Source organism: Methanoregula sp., from assembly GCF_049518935.1.
Classification (GTDB): Archaea; Halobacteriota; Methanomicrobia; order Methanomicrobiales; family Methanospirillaceae; genus Methanoregula.
Genome location: NZ_JBEKRH010000006.1, coordinates 19,517 through 42,656 on the forward strand (window position 1 = coordinate 19,517; position 23,140 = coordinate 42,656).

The 23,140-nt window shown below is 53.0% G+C and carries 26 protein-coding genes; 18 read left to right on the top strand and 8 right to left on the bottom strand.

Annotated features, from left to right (window positions below; all coding sequences use genetic code 11):
* The first annotated feature begins 14 nt into the window (after nucleotides 1-14).
* Genes ABSE13_RS05820 through ABSE13_RS05860 form a run of 9 tightly spaced genes read left to right on the top strand, consistent with a single transcriptional unit; the run spans nucleotide 15 to nucleotide 8,680 of the window.
* Nucleotides 15-971, top strand: coding sequence for a tRNA(Ile2) 2-agmatinylcytidine synthetase (locus ABSE13_RS05820; RefSeq protein WP_424027666.1), 957 nt, complete (start codon nucleotides 15-17; stop codon nucleotides 969-971).
* Entirely contained in the window at nucleotides 955-1,851 is an 897-nt protein-coding gene (gene mmp11, locus ABSE13_RS05825) for a methanogenesis marker protein 11 (RefSeq protein WP_424027563.1), read from the top strand. The genes ABSE13_RS05820 and mmp11 overlap by 17 nt, the downstream gene beginning before the upstream one ends.
* Nucleotides 1,833-2,801, top strand: coding sequence for a radical SAM protein (locus ABSE13_RS05830; protein ID WP_424027564.1), 969 nt, complete (start codon nucleotides 1,833-1,835; stop codon nucleotides 2,799-2,801). Before mmp11 ends, ABSE13_RS05830 begins: the two co-directional genes overlap by 19 nt.
* The gene (locus ABSE13_RS05835) at nucleotides 2,798-4,075 is read left to right on the top strand and encodes a thiamine pyrophosphate-dependent enzyme (RefSeq protein WP_424027565.1); all 1,278 of its coding nucleotides are present in this window, start codon (nucleotides 2,798-2,800) and stop codon (nucleotides 4,073-4,075) included. Before ABSE13_RS05830 ends, ABSE13_RS05835 begins: the two co-directional genes overlap by 4 nt.
* Complete coding sequence (locus ABSE13_RS05840; RefSeq protein WP_424027566.1) at nucleotides 4,056-5,183, top strand: homocitrate synthase family protein; 1,128 nt, start codon at nucleotides 4,056-4,058, stop codon at nucleotides 5,181-5,183. The genes ABSE13_RS05835 and ABSE13_RS05840 overlap by 20 nt, the downstream gene beginning before the upstream one ends.
* Nucleotides 5,180-6,391 (top strand): aconitase/3-isopropylmalate dehydratase large subunit family protein, encoded by a 1,212-nt coding sequence (locus ABSE13_RS05845; protein WP_424027567.1) that lies wholly within the window; start codon nucleotides 5,180-5,182, stop codon nucleotides 6,389-6,391. Before ABSE13_RS05840 ends, ABSE13_RS05845 begins: the two co-directional genes overlap by 4 nt.
* Complete coding sequence (locus tag ABSE13_RS05850; RefSeq protein ID WP_424027667.1) at nucleotides 6,391-6,918, top strand: LeuD/DmdB family oxidoreductase small subunit; 528 nt, start codon at nucleotides 6,391-6,393, stop codon at nucleotides 6,916-6,918. The genes ABSE13_RS05845 and ABSE13_RS05850 overlap by 1 nt, the downstream gene beginning before the upstream one ends.
* Nucleotides 6,915-7,715, top strand: a complete 801-nt coding sequence (locus ABSE13_RS05855; protein WP_424027568.1) for a DUF7714 family protein — start codon at nucleotides 6,915-6,917, stop codon at nucleotides 7,713-7,715. Before ABSE13_RS05850 ends, ABSE13_RS05855 begins: the two co-directional genes overlap by 4 nt.
* Nucleotides 7,712-8,680 carry an isocitrate/isopropylmalate dehydrogenase family protein gene (locus tag ABSE13_RS05860; protein WP_424027569.1) on the top strand — a complete coding sequence of 323 codons (969 nt, stop codon included), beginning with the start codon at nucleotides 7,712-7,714 and terminating at the stop codon, nucleotides 8,678-8,680. The genes ABSE13_RS05855 and ABSE13_RS05860 overlap by 4 nt, the downstream gene beginning before the upstream one ends.
* 50 nt (nucleotides 8,681-8,730) lie before the next feature.
* Here the strand turns inward: ABSE13_RS05860 and ABSE13_RS05865 are convergent, their stop codons facing one another.
* Nucleotides 8,731-9,120 carry a hypothetical protein gene (locus tag ABSE13_RS05865; RefSeq protein ID WP_424027570.1) on the bottom strand — a complete coding sequence of 130 codons (390 nt, stop codon included), beginning with the start codon at nucleotides 9,118-9,120 and terminating at the stop codon, nucleotides 8,731-8,733.
* Between the two features lie 499 nt (nucleotides 9,121-9,619).
* Between ABSE13_RS05865 and ABSE13_RS05870 the strand changes: the two genes are divergently transcribed.
* From ABSE13_RS05870 to ABSE13_RS05880, 3 genes are all read left to right on the top strand, one after another.
* Complete coding sequence (locus ABSE13_RS05870) at nucleotides 9,620-10,171, top strand: DUF2179 domain-containing protein (RefSeq protein WP_424027571.1); 552 nt, start codon at nucleotides 9,620-9,622, stop codon at nucleotides 10,169-10,171.
* A gap of 79 nt (nucleotides 10,172-10,250) precedes the next feature.
* A complete protein-coding gene (gene msrB / locus ABSE13_RS05875; protein WP_424027572.1) occupies nucleotides 10,251-10,715 on the top strand; it encodes a peptide-methionine (R)-S-oxide reductase MsrB in 465 nt (154 codons plus the stop codon).
* 123 nt (nucleotides 10,716-10,838) lie between these two features.
* Nucleotides 10,839-11,402: a ribonuclease III domain-containing protein gene (locus ABSE13_RS05880; protein WP_424027573.1), complete on the top strand. Its 564-nt coding sequence runs from the start codon at nucleotides 10,839-10,841 to the stop codon at nucleotides 11,400-11,402.
* Here ABSE13_RS05880 and ABSE13_RS05885 read toward each other — a convergent pair.
* Nucleotides 11,350-12,426 carry a CorA family divalent cation transporter gene (locus tag ABSE13_RS05885; RefSeq protein ID WP_424027574.1) on the bottom strand — a complete coding sequence of 359 codons (1,077 nt, stop codon included), beginning with the start codon at nucleotides 12,424-12,426 and terminating at the stop codon, nucleotides 11,350-11,352. The genes ABSE13_RS05880 and ABSE13_RS05885 overlap by 53 nt on opposite strands.
* A gap of 146 nt (nucleotides 12,427-12,572) precedes the next feature.
* Between ABSE13_RS05885 and ABSE13_RS05890 the strand changes: the two genes are divergently transcribed.
* On the top strand, nucleotides 12,573-13,190 hold the full coding sequence (locus ABSE13_RS05890; RefSeq protein WP_424027575.1) for a YbhB/YbcL family Raf kinase inhibitor-like protein: 618 nt from the start codon (nucleotides 12,573-12,575) through the stop codon (nucleotides 13,188-13,190).
* Here ABSE13_RS05890 and ABSE13_RS05895 read toward each other — a convergent pair.
* Nucleotides 13,180-14,409 carry an MFS transporter gene (locus ABSE13_RS05895; RefSeq protein WP_424027576.1) on the bottom strand — a complete coding sequence of 410 codons (1,230 nt, stop codon included), beginning with the start codon at nucleotides 14,407-14,409 and terminating at the stop codon, nucleotides 13,180-13,182. The two genes, ABSE13_RS05890 and ABSE13_RS05895, sit on opposite strands and share 11 nt — an antisense overlap.
* A gap of 104 nt (nucleotides 14,410-14,513) precedes the next feature.
* Here ABSE13_RS05895 and ABSE13_RS05900 point away from each other — a divergent pair, with 104 nt between their 5' ends.
* Together ABSE13_RS05900 and ABSE13_RS05905 are read left to right on the top strand one after the other, a co-directional pair.
* The gene (locus ABSE13_RS05900; RefSeq protein ID WP_424027577.1) at nucleotides 14,514-15,257 is read left to right on the top strand and encodes a hypothetical protein; all 744 of its coding nucleotides are present in this window, start codon (nucleotides 14,514-14,516) and stop codon (nucleotides 15,255-15,257) included.
* Nucleotides 15,258-15,349: 92 nt separating this feature from the next.
* Nucleotides 15,350-16,336: a hypothetical protein gene (locus tag ABSE13_RS05905; protein ID WP_424027578.1), complete on the top strand. Its 987-nt coding sequence runs from the start codon at nucleotides 15,350-15,352 to the stop codon at nucleotides 16,334-16,336.
* Between the two features lie 42 nt (nucleotides 16,337-16,378).
* On the opposite strand, the gene ABSE13_RS05910 is transcribed toward ABSE13_RS05905, so the two are convergent.
* From ABSE13_RS05910 to ABSE13_RS05930, 5 genes are all read right to left on the bottom strand, one after another.
* On the bottom strand, nucleotides 16,379-16,516 hold the full coding sequence (locus tag ABSE13_RS05910; RefSeq protein WP_424027579.1) for a hypothetical protein: 138 nt from the start codon (nucleotides 16,514-16,516) through the stop codon (nucleotides 16,379-16,381).
* A 139-nt stretch (nucleotides 16,517-16,655) separates the two neighbouring features.
* Nucleotides 16,656-16,967 carry a MarR family transcriptional regulator gene (locus ABSE13_RS05915; protein WP_424027580.1) on the bottom strand — a complete coding sequence of 104 codons (312 nt, stop codon included), beginning with the start codon at nucleotides 16,965-16,967 and terminating at the stop codon, nucleotides 16,656-16,658.
* A 430-nt stretch (nucleotides 16,968-17,397) separates the two neighbouring features.
* Nucleotides 17,398-18,588, bottom strand: a complete 1,191-nt coding sequence (locus ABSE13_RS05920; RefSeq protein WP_424027581.1) for an Nre family DNA repair protein — start codon at nucleotides 18,586-18,588, stop codon at nucleotides 17,398-17,400.
* A gap of 133 nt (nucleotides 18,589-18,721) precedes the next feature.
* Nucleotides 18,722-19,204 (bottom strand): YkgJ family cysteine cluster protein, encoded by a 483-nt coding sequence (locus ABSE13_RS05925; RefSeq protein ID WP_424027582.1) that lies wholly within the window; start codon nucleotides 19,202-19,204, stop codon nucleotides 18,722-18,724.
* Between the two features lie 11 nt (nucleotides 19,205-19,215).
* Nucleotides 19,216-20,277: an RMD1 family protein gene (locus ABSE13_RS05930; RefSeq protein WP_424027583.1), complete on the bottom strand. Its 1,062-nt coding sequence runs from the start codon at nucleotides 20,275-20,277 to the stop codon at nucleotides 19,216-19,218.
* A gap of 226 nt (nucleotides 20,278-20,503) precedes the next feature.
* On the opposite strand from ABSE13_RS05930, the gene ABSE13_RS05935 reads away from it, so the two are divergent.
* From ABSE13_RS05935 to ABSE13_RS05945, 3 genes are read left to right on the top strand one after another with little or no spacing between them, the layout of a single operon-like run.
* A complete protein-coding gene (locus ABSE13_RS05935) occupies nucleotides 20,504-20,941 on the top strand; it encodes a MarR family winged helix-turn-helix transcriptional regulator (RefSeq protein ID WP_424027584.1) in 438 nt (145 codons plus the stop codon).
* A gap of 8 nt (nucleotides 20,942-20,949) precedes the next feature.
* Nucleotides 20,950-22,032, top strand: a complete 1,083-nt coding sequence (locus tag ABSE13_RS05940) for an ATP-binding cassette domain-containing protein (protein ID WP_424027585.1) — start codon at nucleotides 20,950-20,952, stop codon at nucleotides 22,030-22,032.
* Nucleotides 22,029-23,117, top strand: a complete 1,089-nt coding sequence (locus ABSE13_RS05945) for an ABC transporter permease (RefSeq protein WP_424027586.1) — start codon at nucleotides 22,029-22,031, stop codon at nucleotides 23,115-23,117. The genes ABSE13_RS05940 and ABSE13_RS05945 overlap by 4 nt, the downstream gene beginning before the upstream one ends.
* The last annotated feature ends 23 nt before the right edge of the window (nucleotides 23,118-23,140 follow it).

Genomic DNA, 23,140 nt, shown 5'->3' on the forward strand with positions numbered 1-23,140 from the left:
ATTTCGGCGATAATATGATCACGCTCACTCCCGACGATGTAAAACAGCGATTTGGGCCGCTTTTTGCACAGAAATTCCTAGTGATGGTGGATGAATGTACTGCCCGGGCAGAGATTATTGAGCAGTGCCGGGCACGGGGAACAATTGAATGGGATGCAATGAACCGGCGCAGGGCCGGTGGTGCCGTGACTTCATGTTCCGTTGAAGGGACCTCAATGGTAATCAGCGCGAAACTCGGTAAGTATCCGGTTAATTTCGGTGCAGCTGCCGGGGATATAGGGGGCCAGGCCCTGGAATCGGTGGACGTTGATGGCAACGAGGTGATAACCTCGTGGGCCGGGATCGCCGGGGCTGGTGTCGGTATTGCCGCGTGTCTGCCCCAAGCCCCTGGCGTGCTCCGCGCAGAGTATCCCACTGAGGAGGATCTCAACGTTGGCGGAGCACGCACTAACCGGGTCAGGATAGTTTCGCCGAAATACGAAAAGGTCTGCATAGGGATCGATGACACTGATACGAAAACTGAAGGAGCGACTTGGGTGATGGCGCTGAAGTGTGCAGAAGCCTGTCGCATCGAAGGTGTTGAATTTCTGAATATGCGTCTTGTCCAGCTCAATCCGGCTGTCCCTTACAAGACCACGAATTGTGTCAGCTCAGCCCTCAATTTTGCTGGGAAGCCGGAAAAAATTCCGGAACTTCTGGAATTTGTCCGATCATTTGTTGAAAAAAATACCGTTTCTCCTGATACTGGCATTGCGTACTTCCGGGGTATCGGTTTTTCGTCAGAATCACCAGCATCGGTATCAGTAAAGACTGCGATCATGACACTTGCCGAAGCCGAAAAAGCGGCACGTGAGATTGGCATCGGATTTATCGATGGGAATGCGAGGAAGGGACGGATCGGAGCACTGGGTGCTGTACTCTGGGGCAACAGGGGTATCGAGGCGGCGGGACTCTATGGTGAACATCTCTGAACCGTACGTGATTCACTATCCGAAGATCGTTGCTGTAGCGAATGCAGCGGGTGACCACGTTGAACTCATCGAATTTTTTGACTGTGTCGGGGGAGCCATGTGGACGAAACGCCATTATGCGCAGAGCCCGCTCGTTAATAATGTACGGTGTGTCGGATCCACCATGCGGTATTCCCTGAAAACAGGATCCGTGGATCTCGCCCTGGAAGGGTCCCGGTTTCCCGCGGGAATTTCTGCCTGCACCGTGGATCAGAATGAGATCGCGATTACGTACATCGGTATGGGCGGTGGTGGTGTGGGAGCCGCGGCCTGCCGGTCGGATGCTGGGGGTGTCCTGCGGAGTCGCAGCGATCCTGCCGGCGGGGGAAAAATTGCCGGCGCGACGATATGGCTGCCCCGGCGCCAACGCGTCCTGATTGGTGTTGACGATACCGACACACCGGAAGAAGGGGCGACTTGGACACTTGTCCATAACATCGCAAAAGCCGCTGAGGATGACCAGTCGGTATACTTGTCGCATACGATCGTCCAGCTCTTTCCAGTCCCCTACAGGACCAAGAACTGCGTTGGTCTTGTTGTGGAATTTGCTACCAATGATCCGGAAGGTCTCATCGGAAGGTTCCATAAGTTCCTTGAACAGTATACCCTCTCAACAAAGACCGGAATGGCCGTATATACCGGGTTCACACCCTCTGCAACCCTGTTGGCCTTCGGGAGGAGCGTGAAGCGGGGTGAAGTTGAGCCCGGGCTGCTGGAAACCGTCAGGGATGGACATCTCCGGATCATCATGAACGGTCGGGGGATTACCGGGGCGGTTGCTGCGATTCCATTTTATACGAATTACGAGGAGGCACTTGAGTTATGCAATGGAAAGAACTGAAAGCCCGGTTGCTTGAAGCCGGGTCGGCCCGACTTACCGGAGAGCCAGCGGACCGGTTCATCGCGAAGTCGACTGCAGGACCCGGAGCCGGGGGCAAGGGGTCGATCTTCTTTGCTATGGGCAGCCACCGGGTCAAACTGGCTCTCAACCCGACGAGCAGTATCGAGATTGCACACCGGGGTAACGGCACTGCCCAGCTCTATTTTGAAGGCCAGCTCATCATGGGTCGTCTCCTTGAACCCGGGTTCCATTGCCCTGACCAGGCGTTCATCACGGTCACAGGCAGCTGTATTTTCAGGTGCAGGTACTGCACAGTACCGAATCTCGGAGGAAGGAGGAAGAGTATCGAAGAGATCGTGGGGATGGTCGATTCCGTGCGTGATCGGATCCATGCCATCTCCGTAACGAGCGGCGTGCTTACTACCATTGAAGATGAGGAAGCTTATGTGCTTGCTGTGGTGAAACGCCTCACGTCCTTTGACCTCCCGATTGGCGTCTCCATTTATCCCACAGAGAATACTCCGGACCGGCTCAGGGAACTTGGAGTCGCAGAGGTGAAGTTCAACCTCGAAGCGGCGACACCCGGGCTGTTTGAGAAGGTCTGCCCGGGACTGGATTACGACAGGATCTGGAAAACACTCGACCGATCGGTGGATCTCTTTGGCAGAGGTCGTGTCTTCTCCAACGTGATAATCGGGCTTGGAGAAACCGATGAGGAACTTGAAGCCTGTATCCGGAAGATGATCTCCCACGGAGTAATTCCTGTTCTCCGCCCCCTCAACCCGGTAGCGGAGTTCATGGGAAAACCCCGGCCATCTGCTGAACGGCTGACGAAATTTTTTGCCCTGCAGACCGAGGCACTGACAAAAGCGGGTCTTGATGCAAAGCAGGCATTGACCATGTGCACCAACTGCGCAGGCTGCGACCTCGTGCCCGGGAGGGACGAATGAAGGGCATAGATGCGCTTGCGAACGCCCTGAAAGTCTATACCGACTGCCAGTATACCGTTCCGGGATTCCCGATCACGGAACTGGGCGGGCTCGTGAACGCTGAAATGGTCATCAACGAGAAGATCGCTCTTGAGTATGCCCTCGGAGACTCACTCTCCGGTAAACGGGCTGCCGTAATCATCAAGAATGTCGGCCTGAACGCCTGCGCCGATCCCCTGCTCCAGGCAACAGCCCAGGGTCTCATCGGGGGCGTTGTCCTCGTTGCCGGAGATGATCCGGATGCACAAGGATCCCAGACTGCCCAGGACTCCCGGTATTACGGGGAACTCGCGGAACTCCCGGTGATCGAACCGGGTGTAACGACCTGTTCCCATGCAGTTGAGGCCGCTTTTGAAGCCTCCGAGAAATTCTCCCGTGTAGCAATCCTGCGCCTGACTCCCCGTATTCTTGAAGCCGATGTTAATCCGGAACCACTTCAGATTCAACGATCTGCGGGGAAAGGACGCCTCTCCGAGCGGACCTGGACAATGAATGGCCGTGTTACTGCCGCAGAGGAATTATACCGGAGCATGTTTGCCTGGTCCGATTCATTTCCCCTCAACCAGTGGGCGGGAGAACCGGCAGGGACCGGTGCCGAACCAGGAAAAACCCGGATCGTTACGGTTCACCCGTTGCCCCGACAGGTATCTGCTATTCACGAAATCCATGAATACGGGAGGACTTTTGTCCGCGATCACCGCGGCATCCAACCGCCGGTCCCGCAGGAACGTCCGGAAGCGATGGAAGACCGGGGTTATTACCGCACGTTCTGCAGCAACTGCCCGTTCAAGGGAATGATGGACATTCTCAAGTCCCGGAATATGCCCATGATCTGCGATGCGGGCTGCTCGGTGCTCGGCATGAAACCGCCATACGAGCTGGGTGTCGCCAGCTACGGGATGGGCGCAAGCATCGCGGTAGCTGCACGGAGCACAAAGCTCGCCCTTATTGGTGACTATGCCCTGCTCCATTCCGGGCTGAATGCACTGATTGATGTGTACGAGAAGCGTCTGCCGCTTCTCTGCATTGTTATGAAAAACAACTGTACGGCGATGACCGGGAAACAGCCCACCTGTGATCTGGTTCCCTACCTGTCATGGGCCCGACCGGTGATCTGCCGTGCGGATGACCGGAAGATGCTGGAGAAAGAACTGGTGATAGGTGACCGGCCGAGAACGATTGTGATCGAAGGTACCTGTCCGGAGGGAAGCAGGCATGAAACCATTGAATATTGAGATCTGTGATGTGACACTCAGAGACGGGGAGCAGACGCCGGGCGTCTCGTTCTCATGTCAGGAGAAAGTAGAGATAGCAACAACGCTGGACGAGATCGGCATCGAAGTCATCGAGGCTGGCTTTCCTGCCGTGTCCCTGAATGAGAAGCAGTGCGTGAAGACGATTGCGAACCTCGGTCTTGATGCCCGAATCTGCGGTTTCTCCCGGGCACGCGAAGCCGATATCCAGACGGCGATCGACTGCGATGTCGACATGGTGAGCATTTTTATCCCCACATCTGAACTGCACGTACGACTGAAGTTCAAAAAGCCCCGGGAAGAGGTACTTGCAGATTCGCTGAAGATGATCGACTTTGCCCGCGATCACGGTGTGCAGGTAAGATTTGCTGCCGAAGATGCTTCCCGTACTGATCTTCCCTTCCTGAAAGAAGTCTACCGGCAGGCTGCTGATCACGGTGCGGTTCTGCTCAGTTTTGCCGATACGGTTGGTTGTCTCATCCCCTCAGAGATGAACTGTATCATGACAGAGCTTGTCGCATCCGTCGATCGCCCGTTCTGCGCCCACTGCCACAATGACATGGGATGTGCGGTGGCTAACACGATTACTGCCGCCGAGGCGGGGGCATTCCAGCTCCATACTACCGTAAACGGAATCGGAGAACGATCGGGGAACGCATCACTTGAGGAACTGCTCGTTGCCCTGTATATGAAGAAGGGTATCGACAGGTACGACCTCTCCCAGCTCAACCGGCTCTCGCACATGGTCGAAAAATATTCCGGCATTGCACTCCCAAGGAATAAGCCTGTCACCGGGGAACTCGCGTTCTCCCATGAGAGCGGGATACATATCGCGGCTATTCTTGAAGATCCGTCGACTTACGAATATTTCACGCCGGAACTCGTAGGTGGGGAGCGTCATTTCATACTTGGGAAGCACACCGGGAAAAAAGCACTCGAGCATGTTGTGGCCTCCCTCGGCTGCGAGTTGTCGGACAAACAGATCTGCAGAGTGCTTGACATGGTCAAGGACCATTCCGAGCATAAATGCAACATCACTCCTGAGGTACTCCGTAAACTGATCAAAAAAGCAAAGGAGACGCATCAATGAGTACCTTATCCGAAAGGATCCTTGGAGCGCCGGCGGGGGATTATGTCGATCGTAAAGTAGATCGCGCCTATGCCCATGACGGTACCGGTGTCCTTGCTCTCGAGGCCTGGAAAAGCATGGGCGCAGAAAGGCTCTCCGACAAGACCGAATTTTCCCTCCTTTTCGATCACATAGTCCCGGCAAACAACGGCACGACAGCGACACTCCAGCACGAGCTCAGGGATTTTGCAAAGAGTTCCTTCATGCATTTTGCGGATATCGGCTGCGGAATATGTCACCAGCTGATGAGCGAGGGAATTGTCCTTCCCGGCGAGATCGTTATCGGGGCCGATTCGCACAGCGTCACGCTCGGGGCGTTTGGGGCTTTTGCTACCGGTGTCGGTGCAACAGATATGGCAGCGATCTGGCTCACCGGTGAGACTTGGTTCCGGGTGCCGGAGTCGGTTGGCATTCACATTACCGGCAGCTTCTCTGGAGCCGCCGAAGCAAAAGATCTCGCGCTGACCTATGTGGGAAAACTGGGCACGGACGGTGCGTCTTACCAGGCGCTTGAATTCCTTGGTGACGGTATGAGGCATCTCTCGGTGGACGAGCGACTTGTCCTCTCCAATCTCTCGGTTGAAGCGGGCGCAAAGGCCGGTCTCTGCTATGCAGACGAGACTACGGTTCGGTACCTCAAGGAGCGGGGGCATGCTGTCAAACCGCAGATACCGGAGCAATGCTCCTATGTACAGGAGCTTGATTTTGATCTCTCCGACATCGTCCCGCTCGTTGCTGTACCGCACCGGGTGGACACGGTCAAGCCGGTACAGGATCTGGCAGGACTTCCGATCGATCAGGTGTTTGTTGGCACGTGCACTAACGGGCGATATTCCGATCTGGCACGGTTCGCCCGGATCGTGAAGGGGAAAAAAGTGGCGGTCAGAACGATCGTAATCCCGGCATCCGCCGAAATTCTCGGAAAGACGATCCGGACCGGTGTGCTTGCTGACATAATTGAAGCCGGCTGCACCATCGGGACGCCCGGCTGTGGTCCCTGTATCGGGTACCATATGGGTGTTCTCGGTGAAGGAGAAGTCTGTCTCTCGACAGCAAATCGTAATTTCAAGAACCGCATGGGTGTGGGAGGAGAGATCTACCTTTCATCGGTGGCTACGGCTGCTGCCAGTGCACTCGAAGGTGAAATTACTGTGCCGGAGGTGGCATGATGCAGAATGAAGTACCTGTGGTCCACATACACGTTGATCCTGCATCAGGGACGATGGAGAAGAACGTGGGGCACGCCGTATGCCTTCCCGCCGATATTGACACCGATGTCGTGATTGCCGGGAGGTATCTCAGGACCAAGGACCGGAGCATCTGGGGTATGCATGTCTTCGAGGATCTCGATCCCGGACTTGCACCACGACTGAATGGGTCGGTGATTGTAGCAGGCAAGAACTTCGGGTGTGGCTCTTCACGGGAGCAGGCAGCGATCGCGATCAAGGAAGCTGGTGTAGTTGCTGTTGTTGCCCCATCATTTGCCCGGATATTCTTCCGGAATGCGATCAATATCGGCCTCCCACTTATTGAATGCGACCTCACATGTACTGAGGGGAGCACCGTGACTTTCAACCTGGCGGAGGGGTGGTTGGAGACCGAAGGAAAACGCCACGAAATACGGCCCCTCTCACCGCGGATGCAGGAGATCCTTGCAGCGGGCGGACTTGTGGAGTACTGGAGAATTCATACATGATCTTTCCCGAACATTGCAAGTATATCGGTCGTGCTTCAACAAAACCCTGCGGGGATCGTGTCTACGCACTGAGCAGGTACCTGCTGAGGGACACCCCCGAAGGGCTCGAACTCCTTGAGATTACCCTTGATCCACTCCAAAAGGGCGTGATGAGGGACATCTCCAGCTCGCGCATCCTTGTGTCACCCCGGGAGATCTACACTTATCCTGAAAAAGTCCAGCTCAACGACCGCACGCACCTTGTACGGCTTGCCCTTGAGAGAGGGTACCGCTGCACCGTCTTCACAGGCCTTGAAGAGAATATGACCTTCGTGCTCGATCCTGACATGTCCGGTTTTCTTACTGTCCATGTGTACGATGTCATTCCCCCGCGACCGACCCTGTCAGCGAGCCTCAGTGAGCTTGAGGGTATCGGGTTCTTCGGGGATCTCTCAGTAATCTTCGATCATCATGTACGGGATATCTCGCAGATTACGGCAGACGTTTTTCCGTGTCGGGCTGCAGGGTATATCCGTACGCTTGATGCCGATCCCCTGTATGGTGGTGAACGCGTGGCCGGATGCCTCACGGCAGTGCAGCTGTTCACAGAATGCTATGGGAACAACTTCGAGCTGGTGAACATCTGCCCCCTTGATCAGATCCTGGAGGAGCCGTTCATTGCCCGGTGCTGCAGGGCCGAGCGGGAAGGGGTCGGGACATGGAACGGGATGTTCGGGGCGATCGTCCATTGGGGGGCGAGCCCGGCAAAGATTGCGTGGTCGGTGAATGAAATGGTCAGGCAGTGGAGGAACCGATGACAACAATTGCAATCGTGGAAGGCGATGGGATCGGACATGAGGTGATCCCGGTTGCCCGAAGTGTCCTTGAGGCCCTGCATCCGGCATACGAATTTCTCCCGGTGGATGTGGGATACGGGATGTGGGAGCGGACCGGCTGCCCGTGTGCAGACAAGGAGATCGATGCGCTGAAGACTGCTGATGCTATCCTGTTCGGGGCGGTTACCACACCCCCGATGAAAGATTACCAGAGTGTGGTGCTGCGGATCAGGAAGGCCCTCGATCTCTATGCGAATCTCCGCCCCGTCCAAGGGGACGGTTTCGATATTATGATTGTGCGGGAGAATACGGAAGGGCTCTATTCCGGTATCGAGGAGTCCGGCCCGGACCGGGCTACGACTCTCCGCGTCGTGACCCGAAAAGGGACTGAACGGATCGTCCGGTCCGCAATCCGGCTTGCACAGCAGCGCAGCGGCCGGCTCACTATCGGGCACAAGGCAAACGTACTCAAGTCAGACGTCCTCTTCCGGGACATCTGCACGTCCGAGGCCAGGTCTGCCGGAATCACTTTCAATGACAAGTACATTGATGCGCTTGCGCTCGATCTCCTCCAGCACCCGGCAGCGTATGATGTGGTCGTGACAACAAACATCTTCGGGGATATCCTTTCCGATGTGGCCTCGTACCTGGTTGGTGGTCTTGGACTTGCCCCGAGTGCAAATATCGGCGACCGGTACGCGCTCTTCGAGCCTGTACACGGGAGCGCTCCCGATATCGCCGGCCGGAATATTGCAAACCCCATCGCTGCAATCCGGAGCGCTGTGATGCTCCTCGACTATCTTGGGGACAAGGATGGTGCTTGCAGGGTGGAGATTGCGATCGGTACCGTGATCTCACAGGGTATCCGAACCCGGGATCTTGGCGGATTGGCAGGGACCCGGGAGTTCGGGGATGCCGTTATCAGAGTCATCAGAAAAAACCGGTAAACTCTTACGATAACCGGATATTTTTATCTCTTCCCGATCTTTAATAAAAATCAAAAAAACGTATTTTCTGTATCTGATGTGACCTCGAACGTGTAGGTATACTCACAGTTGAGGTCAGCAAATTCCGAGAAGGAGAACCGCTCGGTCTTCCGCTCGAGCGGGGCAACAGAGGGGATCATGACATCCTGTGTCTGCGTATGGCAGTATATGGTGGCAGGGATCAGGTTGAACCGGACGTCCACGTTATTGAACGTCTTGTTCGTGGGATTCTCTATCCGGAAATTTGCCGTGTAGACATCGAAATCCCCTACCTGGACCGGAGTGATATCCTCAATGTCAGTACCAGTAACACGGACCGAAGGATTCGGGGCTTTGGAGACACAGCCTGCTCCGAATGACGCAATGAGCACAAGGAGCAGGATCAGGTAGGTGGGTCTCATGGATCTTTGTCAGGATTATGTTGCCCATCTTCCTTCATTAATGTGCTTTGTATCTTCCGATTGCCAATAATAATCGGAACTTACTGCAAACCTGTTGAAAACTGGCATTCCGATGTCGCGATGTTATTTTTCTCGCGGTAAGAATGCTGCGTCCTGCTCCCTGCAGTATACCTGGATTTTTCAGGGTATTACCATTACCGGCTGCGGGCGGAAAAATCCTGTCCAAAATGGAATAAAATGGCCGGTCTAAACCCATCAAAATGGTATATTTTCCAAAAATGTCTGCATTTTGCCGTTTTTTAAAAATATGCGATCAAAACCTCCGGATTCGGCCGGTACTGTTTGATCTTGATCTGCATTTTGCTCAAATCCGGCCCCATGCTCTCTTCATGTTCTTCTGTAATGTCAGGCTATCACGACAATTCCGTAAGTTTTTCAAACCGGCCGGTTCGATTATGGTACCGGGAAGTGAGTGTCCATAGCACCGGAAATTTTTGGATTGATAACCGTTATACCCATAGTCATTCTGATCGCCCGGATCGGTGAGGCAGCCCTTGAAACGATCCGCACGATCTATATCAGCAAGGGACATGCGAATCTTGCCGCATGCGTCGGGATTGTAAAAACCGGTATCTGGCTGATCTCCACCGGGCTTGTGCTTACGAACCTCACGGATTACTGGAATCTCTTTGCCTATCTTGCGGGGTACGGTATCGGAACCCTTGCAGGTATGCAGCTTGAGAACATGATCTCGATCGGCTATGTGATCGTCCGCCTCATCACGCCCGGTGATCCCCAGCCAATCGTCTCATCACTCTCCACGCTGGGGTACGGGATGACGCGGATCGAGGGACAGGGATGTTTCTCCCATACGGTGAATATCATCTTTATGATCGTCCCGAGGACTGAACTGTCCCGGCTGCTTGGAATCCTCTCAAGAGAATACCCGGATATCCTGTACACAATCGAGGATGTCCGCAATATCAAAGACGGTGCACGGATCTTCTACAAGGATCCAAAACGCTGCATCCTCGGATTTTTCGGCATGTAATCTCATATTCTTTTTAACCTGCCGTGAAACAAAGCTCTATACTCCGGCTCTGCCATGAATCATGCAGGTGTAACAAATCGTGAACCCTGAAAGGACGGCAAACGGGCTGATACCGATCTTCAATACAAAGACCGGCCATATCGAGAATGTTCCTCCCGTAATAAAGAGCGAAATGGAATGGCAGGCACTTCTTGCGCCGGACCAGTTCGAAGTGGCCCGGAACAAAGGGACGGAGTATGCGTTTACCGGTAAATACCATGCCTGTAAAGAACCCGGGATATACGTCTGTGCCTGTTGCGGCACCGATCTCTTCGATTCGGCAACAAAGTTTGATTCAGGTACCGGGTGGCCGAGTTTTTACGCACCGGTTTCTGAATTCAATGTCCTCTTCCACCAAGACAGGAGCGGAAGGATGGAGAGGACGGAGGTGCTCTGCGCCCGGTGCCAGGCACATCTCGGTCATGTATTCGATGATGGTCCGGCTCCGACCGGTAAACGGTACTGCATGAATTCAGCGGCTCTCACACTCCGGAAAAAGAGCTGATGACGGTGCTACCGGAGTAATGCCGGACTTTTAATGGCATCCGGCCTTTTGGGCCACCCCACTATCCAATCCATTATCATTGGTGCTCTTTATTAATTCTGACAATGAACGGTCTATTATACGATGGATCAAAAGGACATAACAGAAATCGAACAGATTATCGGGTATCACTTTTTTGAAAAACAACACCTGATCCGGGCGCTCACCCACCCGGCGTATGCCAACGAGTTGCTCCAGCAGAACAAACGGTGCATGGACCAGATGGCCTACAGCACGCTGGGAGATGCTGTGTTAAAGACCGGTCTGATCCTGTTCCTGATGGAAAAGGGGATCCAGAATAAAGGCGGGATCACGCAGGAGAAAGAACGGCTGGAGGATAACCCGACTCTGGCAAAGGTTGCACGACGTCTGCACATCAGAAAATATATCCGGCTCGGGCGTGGGGAGAAAGGGCTGTGGAGAGATGGGGAGGAGACGATCCTTTCCGATACGATGGAAGCCCTTATCGGGGCGATCTTCCTCGACAGCGATGCCGGGCTGGGCGTTGTCAAACAGTGCATTGAAGCATGGTTCGAACCGGAGCTGAAACGGGTAAAAAAAGAGGATATTGCCGAGAAGACAAAAAAGCGTGTCTTTAATCCTCTTCCGGCTTCTTCCAGACGTGGACCACCCAGAGTAAGGAAGTGAGCGTTGCAACAAGCGTCGAGACAATCAACAGGGGAACATACCACCACTGCGCAGCCATGGTTCCCCCCATCACGCCGCTCCCCGCGATCGTTGCGATCGTATTCGGTACCAGGAATGCTGTACCGAGGACCGTTAAGTATGCCGTGACCAGAGCGAACCGGTTATTGAGGCTCTGGAGCTGGTTGTTGTAAATGCTCTGCATCACTTCGAGACCGGATGCGAGCACGTTGGACATCTGTTCGGTGAGCTCGATATGGCGGTCGATATTGTTCGAGAGGATACCGATCCTGCCGAGCAGTTTCTCATCATTTGTGATCAGATCGGCGTCGCCGTATCGCAGCGAGTCCACCACGTCTTTTGTCGCCCAGAGCACGTTCAGGTAATCTATCAGGACGTGCTTCATCCGGTATATGTCGTGCGCGATCTTTTTCTTGGCAACATTCTCTTCGATAAGGGATTTGCTGATCGCATCCCCGTGCATCTCGATCTCACGCAGGTATTCAAAATTACGATCATTGTTTTCATCAATAATCCGCTCGAGCGTGAGCGTGATCTTGTCGGGTGTATTCTCTCCTGCGATCCGTTTGAAGAACGGCTGGGCGTACCGGGAGAACCGCAGCAGCCGGTTGATCTCCTCGGAGTGGACCGTGAGGACAAGGTTTTCCCGGATCAGGATGAAGAGCGGGTTGACTGTCATCTTCTCTCCCTTTACCGTCACGGATGGCAGCATGATGCCGAGCTCCGTATCGTAATCCTCGTATGCCGAGTAAAACCCGTGAGAGAGCTTGGGGATCGGGACTTTTGTAAACCCGGCAAGCTGGGCGATCCGTTCGATCTCCTTGTCGTCGTCTACCGTACTGCAGTCAATCCAGGCAATACTTGCCTCACGGACCGCGGTGAAATACTCATCTACCGTGCAGTCTGCAAGGCGCTCGATACGATCATCCTGGTAAAGCAGGATACAGAAACTGAGGGAAACCGGAGAGGCCGGCGCGGGTGTCTGCGGGGTGCTTTGCAGTCTCATCAATACGCCTCACGGAGTCGTTTCCGGTTTTATTCTGATTGTACGAGCTATTGATGCCGGGGACGTAAATAGATAGCCAATAGCGGGTAGCCAATAGAGGACCGGTCCATCATCATGCTTATGTATTTGCATGTCCTCTCCCGTGTATGTATGTCTGGTCATTCCTTTTCCTGTTTGTCATCATGCTCCTGGCTACCGGTATCGTCGGATGCACTGCGCCCGCTCCTTCAGCCGCCCCGGAATCTGTGTCCCCCACTCCCACCACCGGATCAATCTCTCCTCCTGTAGCCTCGGCAGCTCCTGCCGGTACATTAACCATAAGGGTTGGTTCGCTTTCACCCGGCTCTCCGCTTCCTGCAGCAAGTACCTGTTTGGGAGCAAGTGAATCTCCCGCAGTATCCTGGGATATGATCCCGTCAGGCACAAAAAGTCTTGTGCTGATCATCGATGATCCCGATGCCACGGCCGGCACGTTCACTCACTGGATAGTATACAATATCCCCCCGGTTGCCGGGGGATTGAGCGCCGGGCAGCCGAACGAAAAAGTGCTGGACGACGGCGCAAATATAGGGGACAACAGTGCTGGTTCACGGGGATATTATCCTCCCTGTCCTCCTATCGGTTCCACCCACCATTATGTGTTCAGGCTGTATGCCGTTGACATGGATATTACCCAGCCGACTGCGAACCGTGAATCAGTAGACGGAGCCCTTTTAGGTCATACAATTGCAAAAACCGAGTTTGTGACCATCTTCAAGCGTTGATTTTTCCGGGAGATCCTTCTCTCACTGATACTGCAAAGAAAACGGTGATCACAACAGCAAGAATGAAACTGGCAAGGAAACCGGATGTGTAACCTGCAGCGGTTATGATGATTCCAGTGATAAGTGGTCCGGCAGACTGACCGATATCCATGATCGAAGAAAGTGCTCCCATAGACGCGCCTATCTGCTCTTTTCGTGCTACGTCCGCGACGTAGGCGCTGGTTGCAACGGTCGATAGGGATATTCCGAAACCGAACAGGGAACTCACGAGCAGGAAGATCCCAAACGATGAGGCGAACGTGACCATGGCTGTTGAACAACCGGTGATAAGGAGCCCGGCGACAATCTGCAGGCGTTTGTCTACCCTGTCGGCAATTCTTCCGAAGAACGGTTTTGTTGCGGCGATCATTAAAACCTGAACGGCGAAGATGATACCGATCTCATACGGGCTGACGCCCCGGCCTGACAGGAAGACCGGCAGGAATGTCTCAAACGCCCCGTATGCGAAATAGGTCGCCATATCCACGAAGGCGGTCCCCCTCAGTCGTGGATTCGAAAAGAATGTGACGAAACTCTCCCGGAAGACCGAGAGTGGGAGGATATATAGCGCCGCGGATCGATCCTCCCGGTACATCAGGGTCAGGATAAAAACCGGGATTGCGGCGAGTGCCGCCACGATGTATACCATCTGGAACGGAACGAGTCCTGGGTACATGATGAACCATGTGAGGATAGCACCCCCGGCAAGCGGTGCGATCATTCTGCCGATAAGGGTCGCCGAGGCGTACTGTCCCAGCATCTCTCCTTTGATTAAGGGGAACCGCTCTGCGATCACGGCTGAGACAACCGGGCCGAGAATTGCCGTCGCAGTACCATGGAAGAATCTGACCGGTATCAGCCAGAGCGGGTCTGTGATGAGGAGATAGGCGAGCGGGGCTGCAAGGAATACGAATCCCGCACAGATAAGCAGCCGCTTCCTGCCAAGATGATCGGAGAGAACACCTATGGGAAATGAGAAGAGGATCCCTGCGAGAGGAGAAAAAGCAGCGATAAGTCCAATGATCGAATCGTCCGCTCCGAGTGATTGTGCGAAGAGGGGCAACACCGGGTTCTTCGAAATGGTTGTTGAGAAGATGGCAAAGAACCCCAGAAGGAAGAGATAATAAACGGTCCTCCGATTAGTTCCGGACTGCTCCATTGTTCCCCTGGTCTGCGGCATAATTTCTCTACCGGGATTAGCCGTAATACTTCATAAGATGAGAGTCTGCGGGAACATAAAAACGCATCATAACTATAATATCAGTTACCGTCCCAATGTCCCGTATGAAGATGTCACGTTCCTATGGAATGGTTATATGTGCGCTGTTCTGTATTGCGGCATGTATTATGCTGCCGGTTTCCGGTTTTGAGGTATCTGCAAGCACCGCAAACCCTGCAACAACCACGGCTGCAGCAGTTGCCCAGAAGCCCTTTATATCTGCATCTGCATCCCCTTTACAACCGAATATCGGTGATCCTGTAACGATAAGCGGTGTGGCTACCGGTGGGAACCTTACTGCGGGCATCCAGATCTGGGTGTTTGCCGGTAATTATGTCAATATCACGACTGTCCCGGTCAATGCCGACGGGACCTTCTCAAAAACGTACCAGACAACCGGCCTTCCAGCGGCTACCTATTATGTGATCGTCCAGAACCCGGGTAATAACGGCGTATTGGACATTTTCATGCAGACTACCGGCCAGTTTTCGGGTCAGGTTATCAATGCCAAAACCGGTGCTGATATCTTCAATTTCACGGGTACCGGCAGCATCCAGGATGCTGCAGCGGCTTCGGCCCTTTCGGCGGCCTTCAACCTGCCTGGTGTCGATGATGTCTTTACCAAGTGCACCTTCCAGCTGGTTGTGCCCGGGGCGGCCCCCACATCTGCTTCAACGGCAGCTCCTGCAGTGACGTCCCTGGCACCTTCGCCGCTCCCGACGACAGCGAAATCTCCCCTTTCGCCGCTCCCCCTTATTGCGGGAATCGGGATCGCCGGTTTCGTCATGGCGTGGCGTTCACGCCCCTAATTCCCCTTTTTCATTGCACGTTTAAGCCGGGTTTTATCCGGGAGTTTTTTATAACAGTCCCTCAAACGTGAGATATATCAGAAGTGATCGTGATGAAGCGCGGGTATTCGTTTGTTCTTATGTTAAGTCTTCTCCTGGTGATCTGCCCGTTCCCGGTATCTGCCGACTCCGGAACGATTGGCGGGGATTCGGGATGGTATGTGATCCACTGCAATGTCTACGGGTCGAACGTCTATATGGATGACAAGTTTGTCGGGACCGTCCAGATGGGAACTCTTACGATCCTTGCCTCGACAACAGGCACGCCTTACAAAACGATCCGGGTCCAGAAATATGGATACTCCACGTTTGTTGATTCTATAACGCAGGTGCCCGGACAAGGAGAATCGGTAGATATCTATGCGACACTCAACCAGCTTCCCGTCACAACCCAGACCAGTGTCGGCGGGGATATGGGATGGTATGTTGTGCACAGTAATATCGATGGTGCGCATGTCCAGTTTGACGGCTCCGATAAGGGTGATATCACACAAGGAGTTGTCTATGTGCCCGTCTACAGTACGGGAACACCGTACCAGGGTTTTACTGTGGAAAAGGAGGGTTTCACGACATACAAAGGAACCATCAGCAGTGTTCCGGGAAAAGGTGAGAGCATCGATCTCTATGCCACCTTAAATCCGGTTGCCACAACGATCGCAACCCCCGCGACTCCGGATACGGTCGGTGGAGATACAGGATACTATGCAGTCCACTCCAATGTTGATGGCGCGGATGTTTCGTTCGATAACGATGTTAAAGGTCAGATATATAAGGGAAACCTGGTAGTCCAGGTGTATGTTACCGGTACCCCCTACAAGACGTTCGCGGTTTACAAGGCCGGGTACATTCCGTTTACCGGAACAATCGACCAGTACCCGAAAAAAGGCGAAACCATTGATCTGAATGCCACGCTCAGCCCCGTTGCTTCAGGTACTACCGCTGTTCCCGCAACCACCCAGAAATCCCCGTTGCCTGTTGTGCCGGGTTTCCTGTCCATTGTTTTCGTGGCATATGTAATAGCGCTGGGTTCGAGGAAATAATTTTTTTATAAAAAAAAATGAGCGAGGCAGCTTCCACGCGGCTCACTTGAGCTTTTTCTCGAGCTTCTTGAGCTTCTTCTGGGCCTCTTGGCTACCCGCCGCCGCCTTCTTCGAGAGCTCTTCTGCCTTGGCCTTCTTCACTTGGTTCAGCTTCACCATCTGTTTCTTACTCGTTGGCATACAATCACCTCGCTACGCCTTTGGCTGTCTCTATTTAGCGTTTTTCCTTCTTAAAAATATCCCTGTATCGTTGTACCAGCCTAAAAAAATTCGAATAAACGAAAAGCTGACCTATGATTCTCGTAAACTCCCGGAAAAATTATTCCCCTTCCCCCTCAATAATCGCAACAACCCTTTTCCCGGTCTCATTTGTCCGGTAATACCGGTCCCTATTTTCGTCCGGCGTCAGGCATTCCACGAGTCCCACTTTTTCCAGTGCCTGGATGGACCGGCTCACTGCGGATCGTGCGACGCCAAGTGTCTTCGCAAGTTCTGTGGGAGTGTTAGGCCGAGTGATCCCGGTAAATGAGGTGGGAGCACATCGCTGGTGAAAACGGCGGCGGGGCTGTGGCCGGGCAGGTGGGGCGAGGGGCACGGGGATTGTGATCGAGGAGCCCCGACGATACTCCATGAAGATCGCAGGGCGGACCCGGGGATAGGCAGGGAAAGAGTTGCCAGGTATATCCCCGTCGGAGAAGGATCTTCCGGAATACCTGTAGTCAAACCCTCAAATCCGGGCCTTATACGAGGCCGGTTTGCCAATCCGGCAAGGTCATTTCCGGAACTATTGCAAAAATGTGTGCATTTTTACACACTTTTTCCAGATACGCATTTTGCTCCAGATTTACGGAGAACGGGGCATTTTACGTGGCGCTGTAAAACGCTAATGTACGCTAATGGGAAGCGAAACCGGAGGGGGGTGGGGGGGTATAGGGTCGCGGGGAAAAGAACCCCTGTTTTAATATCGATGTTGCGGAGATATTTTGTTAATTTAGGTTATCAATTTAATTTTTTAAAAAATTTCTTTACAGCGCGCAAATCTCCGAAACATTGTGAGAGCTTTAGACCACTGAACATTCAGTATGCAATCCTGAAAAATCACTGAGCGTGCACTGCCGCTGCCGGATCATTGTCCTGAGCAGGTCACCTTCCTTTATGAACCGATCCATGGGAAGGGTAAATTTGCCGGAGAGGTAGTTAAGCGCAGGCCTGATATCCTCAAACTCCCGTGCCGGCTGCTGCATGGCACTCCGCACGTTTTCCCTGACATTGAAGACACCCATAGGCACATACCCATGCAATGCCTCACGGAGAATGATCGCTCCTGCCTGCCGTTGTTCCCGGGCGAGCGCTTCGAGAACTGCCATCTTGCAGGAGTAGTAACAACCCCCGAGCGGGGAGTATTCAGTTTTTTTCCGGTTTCCCTCGTGATCCGAGAAGACCAGTTCCTCGTTTCCCAGCACATGGAGGAAGGCTTCCGACCATTCGTACTGCCAGCCGGTCGGCATCAGGATGACTGCATAGTTGTTGTGCAGGCTGGAGAACTCATGCACCCGCCATGTGTCGATGACAGGGCATTTTTTCACTTCCGCGAGAAGCTTGTCGCCAATGATGGTATCGCAGGCCGTGATCGACCACCGGGTGGGGACAAGGTGCCTCATAGAGTCCCGACCCATGGTCCCGACAGAGAATGCTTTCTGGATGCTCGAGAACGGGACCCCGGTCTTATGGAGGTCCCGGACAGCCTCGGCAGCCTTCAGATCGGTATCATAAAACACTTTTTCCAGATCACGGTCCCATCGGCCGGTTTCAATCGCAAGATGTTCTATCGGTGCACTCGGCCCGAACGGGGTATGCTCTTCTGAAAATGACTGTCCCTGCGGCGTGCTTGTGAAAGAGATTTCACTCTCAATGGATGATCCGGAAAGGGAAATCGCCTGAAGTTTTTCCACAAACCGGTTATCGAGATCGGCAGCATGGACCCGGCGCTTTCCACGGATGAGATTAAGCCGGTACCCGATAATTTCTTCCTGGGTTTTGTTACCGGAGATCCATGATTCCGGCATATCCATGATCCGGGTATCGCCGTGTTCCTGCACTACCATGGGGCCGGCATAGACATCGGGATAATTCCAGCTGCCGATAAAAACTGACGGCGGAGTACTTCCTTCGAGTTCTTTACCCACAGTTACAGATTTCATCTGCGTTGTCGATGCCGTGAGTTGCCGGAGATACGCGCCTTTGCCGATCATTTCGTTATGAAAATCGCAGCAGCCGGCTATATAATAGGGCGGGTGCATGAGGCGAAAGTGAGTGGGGCGCCGGTACGCTTCAGTTCCCGGGCGGGCGCATGAAATTGACAGGAAAAATCGGCTATTCAGCCAGTTATCTCCGGACGGTATAACCTGCCCTCATAAGGATCCGTATCATGGCATCTTCCCACTTCTGATCATCCGGCTCGCTATGGATTTCGGTGCAGCTGTCCCAGATACGGGTCAGGAGGCTATCTTCAGAACAGAGCGTCCGTATATACTTGATTCTCCCGGCCCTTCTCCCGGTGTGATTGAGGATGAGAAGACGCCAGCATCCGTAATCCCTGCAGATCTCCGGGCGGGTCAGGTGAACCGTGCAGTATGCCAGCTCGCTGCCGGGCTGGTGCCGGAAGAACGGGCAGGTGTACGGTAGTTTTTCAAAAATACTCTTGTCATCGAAGAGTTCGTGCTTGTCAGGATCCACCGTTACCGGGGTCTCTTCTCCGGTATAATTATTGTAAATTAAAAAACGGTAATCCCCGTACGATTCCTTTATGGCATGAACATAGCCCAGGTGACTGCAGCACTCGCCACACTGGAAACATTCGAAGGCCAAAGACTGTCCCCTTACCGTATGCTCTGCCAGATAGCAAGCACGAATTCAAGGGCGATCAGGATAATAATCACCCATTCCAAAAAGTTTGAGTGCTGGATGCGCACTTCATCGGACAGCATTGAGTAATTTTCCTGGATGACCTCGATCTTGCGGCTGACGCTCTCGCTCCACTGGCTGCTCCTCAGTACTTTCAATGCTGTTGCATAGACCCTTGCGTAGTACACGTCTTCTGTAACCTTGATCAGGTTGTCAACCTTCTCGATGATCTCGGAGATCTCTGCCGAAGTCTCCATGAGTTTTACCATGATCGCATGATACTGGCGGCTCCGGCGGAATGCTGATAGCCGGTCGGCATGCTCGATATCATCGTACATCTTCTCCATCTCCCGGGTCAGCTCCCGGTCATAGTACCGGAGTTCGAGCACCTGCACATTGGCAAATTCGATCAGGTCTATGATATCAGTCGGGCTGTCAGGACTGCACAGAAGTGCTGAATCCCATGAGAGAATCGCAAGGTCATCTGTCGTGTAACTGAGGGAATTCCTAGTAATCTCTTCGCGCATCTGCGGGGACACATTGGTTTTCTCCCCGATCAGGAGCGCGACCGGATCGAAGGAATCGTCCCGCCGATCCGTGACATAAATCGTATAATCCTCGTAGAAATCCGGGTTGATGGCAAAACTCTTGATATGCGGGCGGATGATCTCACCAAGCGTCTTGAGATACTGGACATAGAATTCAGAGAGCCCCTCCTGTCCCGCAAACTGGAATGCTATCTTTTCCAGTTCAGCGGGATCCGCATCCTGGTTTTCGTAAATGAAACAATAACTGATTGCGCCGATATCATAGACCCGGGCAACCACGGAGAATTCAAAGGGCCTGCCATCCCGCTCGACCCGGATCGGGTGCATCTGGATCATCAGCGGGGGGTCTTCGAGCATGATCGATTTGGGTTTTACCCTGACGAAACTGGACCGTGCGGTAAAATAATTCTGGGCAAGGGCCTTCTCAAGCCAGTCAAGATCGATCTCCCTTCCGATATCATAGATCCGATAAAAACGGAGCGTGATCATGGTTTATCTCCCCACTTTTAGTAGATTCACCTGAGTATCTGCAATAATGAACAACTATGGAGATAATAAATCCTTGTAAGGCGGGATCTTCTGCAATACGAGGTTATTTTTGCCAGGTCCTGAACGTTCCGTAGTGTGCAATTACGAATCATCAGCTCCTGAATAGTTCATACGCAGAATAGTTTGATCATAAAACTATTAATCCTCAAAACCAAAACCTACGAATGTGACCGATGATCGCAGGGACATGATTGCGGACAACCTTCTTGCACTCCTGCCGTTTTACCACAAAAAAATATTCAGGTCGGAACACGGCATTACAGGAATGCAGGCAGCACAGTATCGTCTGCTCGGCGTCCTGATGCGAGGAGGCACGCTTCCGATGTCAGAACTCGGAAAGCGCCTTTACATCTCCAAACCCTATATGACGACCCTCGTCGACCAGCTTATCAGGGAAGGTCATGTTGAACGCATCCCTGATACCCGGGACCGTCGGGTGATAAACATTACCATCACATCATCCGGAAGCAAACACCTGAAACAGGCAGGGGCGTTGTATAAAGACGACGTTAAAAACCTTCTCAGTGATCTGAATACGGAAGATCTCGAAGAACTCTGTCAGTCATTGGAAAAACTCCGGAGCATTCTCTCCAAAATCAGTTAAGGTGAGGTATGGGATCGCAAATACCAGACAACCAGCCGGGATACGGGATTCCGGGTAAGGAAATAACAGAAAATACGGACTATCCGGGTCTGCACCCGGACGAAATTATCCGCATAGACCATATCACAAAAACCTTCCAGAGCAAGACAAAGACGGTGACGGCGGTCAACGATGTCGCATTCACCGTATACCGGGGGGAGATCTTTGGTCTTCTCGGGCCAAACGGGGCCGGGAAAAGCACTCTCATACGGATCCTGACAACCCTTCTCACACCAACATCCGGGACTGCATATCTCGATACCTTCGAAATTACCAAACATCCGGAAAAAGTCCGCAGCATTATCGGCGTTTGTCCCCAGAACAGCACACTCGATGTAGAACTTACTGCATATGATAATCTCGATTTTTACGGCCGACTGGTGGACGTCCCGGACGCGATCCTTGATAAGAGAATCTGGGAACTCCTCGAGATGACTGAACTGACCGATCGTGCCCATATGAGAGTCGGGACATTCTCCGGAGGTATGCGGAGGAAACTGGAGATCGTCCGCGCTTTTATCCACCATCCACTCATCCTTTTCCTTGACGAACCGACGATCGGTCTTGACCCCGAGGCCCGTCGCGAAGTCTGGCAGCAGATCTCTGATCTGAACAAGGAAAAAACAACTATCATCCTGACAACGCATTACATGGATGAGGCAGAAAAGCTCTGCGACCGGATCGCTTTCATCGACAATGGGCATCTTATCGCTCTCGATACTCTTGAAAACCTTAAACAACTACTCCCGGCAGGCGATCTGATCGAGATCGGTCTCGACAGGACGGATGACCGGGTGCTCCCGGGAATCAGAGGCAACCAGCTTGTCAATTCGGCTGAATTCAAGGGTAATACACTCAACATTTCTGCAAAGAACGGGAGCAGAGTTCTGCCCGCCATAATTAATGTCTTTGATGAGTATTCCCTTCCGATGAACTCCATATCGATCCATTCACCGTCTCTGGAAGATGTCTTCATCTACCTGACCGGGAGCAAACTGGATTCAGGTAACATGGAGGGGGCAAAACCGGGAGCCAGGGGGAGGCCGTCATGATACGCGGGGCCGTGGCAATATTCAACCGGGACTTCAAGAAATTCCTGAGCAACCCGTTTGTCGTCATCATGACGCTCGCGATGCCCATCATGTATCTCGTGATTTTTGGGAACGCGATGGGTGGAACGATCAGTCATATACCGGTTGCGATTGTCCAGGAAGGGCCGCCCTACAACAATACACCGCTCTTCACAAGCGCCACATACGAACTCAACCATATTACACAGAAAGATTATCCAAAACTCCTCGATGTTACTGTATATTCCGATGAGAACACGGCCAAACACGATCTTGCCAAAGGGCTCGTAACCGCAGTCATTGTATTTCCGTCGGAAGTATCCAGTGACCATGCAATCCGCCTGTACGTAGACAGCTCAGATTCAATCACACCGACGCTCGTCGAATCCGCGCTTAACGGGGTCCTCGCCAGTCTTGCAGCGAAAAACCCGGTAATGATCAACAATATCTACGGAGACATAAAATACCTCCAGTTCTTCGGCGTCGGCGTCATTATGATGGCAATTTTCACCTCCACTATGTTCGGTGGCGGGATAGCGCTCATCAAGGACCGTGAAAACGGAATCCACGAAGGTTACCTGGTTACACCGGTCCAACGTACAAGCATTATTGCCGGTATTATATCGAGCGGAACTATCAGGGCATTCATTGCGGGATTTACCATATTCTTAATCGATATCCTCATTACCGGTATCATCATCCAGAGCCTCACGGATTTCTTCCTTGTCGTGCTGGTGATCCTGATTGCCTGTATCGGAGTTACCAGTCTTGTGGTCTCATTTGCTTCACGGTTTTCTGCCCAGCAGGAATATGCGTCTACTGTCGCTTTCCTCAACCTCATCCTGTTCATGACGTCGGGAGCGTTCTACCCGGTTATCGGTATGCCGGACTGGCTTCGCTGGATCACCGTGATCAACCCTGAATACTACGGGGTTGATGCCCTGAGAAGCATCATTCTCAGGGGCCAGGGGCTCGACGTGATTGGTACCGACCTCGTTGCACTGATAATCTTCTCCACTGCGATGTTCATCCTCGGTATAGTCACCTACCGCAGAACACTGGAGTAGGGAAAAATCCATTTTTTATAGAG